Source organism: Haloquadratum walsbyi J07HQW2 (genome assembly GCF_000415985.1).
In the GTDB taxonomy this organism is placed as follows: domain Archaea; phylum Halobacteriota; class Halobacteria; order Halobacteriales; family Haloferacaceae; genus Haloquadratum; species Haloquadratum walsbyi_B.
Genome location: NZ_KE356561.1, coordinates 502,418 through 504,493, shown reverse-complemented (window position 1 = coordinate 504,493; position 2,076 = coordinate 502,418). Strand labels below are relative to the sequence as shown.

Here is a 2,076-nt window from a genome sequence, read left to right as displayed (position 1 = left end):
ACGACCGGTCGTAATAGTCCGGTACACTTCCGAGATGACCTTGCCGAGATAGCGAATCCAATATTCTCACCAGACTTGGCACGATCACTCCAACGACTGGATATCCCTCATTTGTGCCAGGCGTATCATCAACTGCTGTGATTAACGGTCCACCGCTGTTACCAGGGTTGATTGGACTATCTGTCTGAACGGTATCAGGAATCGCGAATCCACCTGACGTCGGCATAGACCGGTCGATACCGGACACCACGCCAGTTGTGATTGACCCATCTAATCCGAGTGGGTTCCCAAGTGCTGCGACAGGCTGTCCTGGTTGAGGGTATGCTGTTCCCCCGGCGATCTGCAAGGGCGTTGCCTCAGTTGGACTGTCTGAGACACGAATTACTGCAAGGTCAGTGTACACATCACTCCCGACCACAGTCCCAGTCTCCCAACTCCCGTCATGAAACCGGATATCAACGCGGTCGCGGTCTCGGACCACATGTTCGTTGGTGAGGAGGTGGGTGTCGTCGTAAAAAAAGCCTGATCCAGCACCGCGCTGACCAGGATCTCGGTAGATGGATACAACAGAGGTGACAGCCGCTTTGTACAGCGACTGATAATCCAATTGCTTCATACAGCCTGTTGGCATAGAATTACAAATCACTGTCGCCGCGTTCGTGACGGTGTGAAACGAGAGTTAGAAAACTATGCTAAGGAGCGAGACATAGCATCACCTGACCCATGTGAGAAGAAGTCTGGGAAAGAAAAATATCGGCATAATGCCGGTATGCTGAAACAACTCGGTGGGCCCAAATCAACACGATCTCGAAGATCAGCTCCACACTGCCAACTCACTCGCCGAATTGCCTGAGACAACTGATGCATCACTCAGCACTCAAGCAGAGGCGCTCATCAAACATCGCTGGGACAGAGATACCCTACACGACCGTGCCGTCGAAATTATTCGTGCAGAACGCGAGCGAGTGGACTTTATTATTCTTAGCGGGAATGGATATTATACCTGATGCGTTATCATACGCATCTCAGCGCCACTCAATGTATTGATGCTCCAAGATTGTCATCTGTTATTATTCTAATATGTACTTATTCCTACAGACTGCTGAGAGTGGTCAGGAAAACACCCGCCCCAATAAGAGTGAATGTCGACCCGAAGATCAGTGCCAATGCTCCCTGAATGCCCGCTTTCGGTGCAGTAGTTTCTGATACGTCATTTCTCAGATCCAAATGCCCGGTTTCAGGTGTCACGATTGCATTCGCGTCCGCGTCCCCGGTGGCACCGATGTCAGTATCTTCGGCTACTTCCGTTGGCGTCGGGCTGGCTTTCCCAATAATGATTATTTCCTCACCAATTCTGATTGTTCCCTCTATCAACTCAATTGGATTTGGAATACTGCCTGAATCACTTATCTCAGCTGATGGGTCCACGTTGACTTTCTCTTCATCGATTTCTCTTGATACTTCTTCTCCTCCTGTGACTGTCTTCTTGTGAGTCTCTAATGACAGACTCTCCCGAGTCGGATCAACCAATATCTCTGTTGTCCCATCAGAAATTCTAAACGGGCGACAGTCAACGCCAGAATCAATTGAACAATTGTCATTTAGTTGAGAATTGATTTCATATGTGTATGCGACGCATTCCTCACTCTGGATTGGCGACAGAATAGTATCACTTGATTTGGATGGGCGAACAGACCCGCTGACCTGAACCAGTTCATCAGTCGTGATAGCCTTATCAATCGGCACTGAATCCGTCGTGAGTATTCTCCACGACCGGTTCAGACCCTTAATTCCACCAATTGCCACATATAATCCAACTCCTGTCCCGAGAGCTCCGCCAAATAACCCGAATATCCCGTTTAAAACGACACTGACGATTGATACAGAAACGCTGAGTAGCACAATAGGTGAAAACAGTATCAATGCTCATAATATCATGTTTCCGTTCTTCTGCGCTGTCTGAGTGGATAGTACATTGAGTCCTTGCCCGCTCTCCTCCCTTCTCCTCTCCTCTCTCATCTGCACTCTGTCGAATACATAGAATATGATTGTGGGGAAGAAATGCTCTTGGAAATA

The 2,076-nt window shown here is 48.6% G+C and carries 2 protein-coding genes and 1 pseudogene; 1 reads left to right on the top strand and 2 read right to left on the bottom strand.

Features of this window, described 5'->3' with window-relative positions; translation table 11 throughout:
- Positions 1-616 (bottom strand): annotated as a pseudogene (locus tag J07HQW2_RS02430) (S1C family serine protease); the annotation flags it as partial.
- 169 nt (positions 617-785) lie between these two features.
- Here J07HQW2_RS02430 and J07HQW2_RS02425 point away from each other — a divergent pair.
- The gene (locus J07HQW2_RS02425) at positions 786-1,007 is read left to right on the top strand and encodes a hypothetical protein (protein WP_021053674.1); all 222 of its coding nucleotides are present in this window, start codon (positions 786-788) and stop codon (positions 1,005-1,007) included.
- Between the two features lie 85 nt (positions 1,008-1,092).
- Here J07HQW2_RS02425 and J07HQW2_RS02420 read toward each other — a convergent pair whose 3' ends face one another.
- Positions 1,093-1,806 (bottom strand): hypothetical protein, encoded by a 714-nt coding sequence (locus tag J07HQW2_RS02420; RefSeq protein ID WP_303703910.1) that lies wholly within the window; start codon positions 1,804-1,806, stop codon positions 1,093-1,095.
- Positions 1,807-2,076 lie beyond the last annotated feature (270 nt).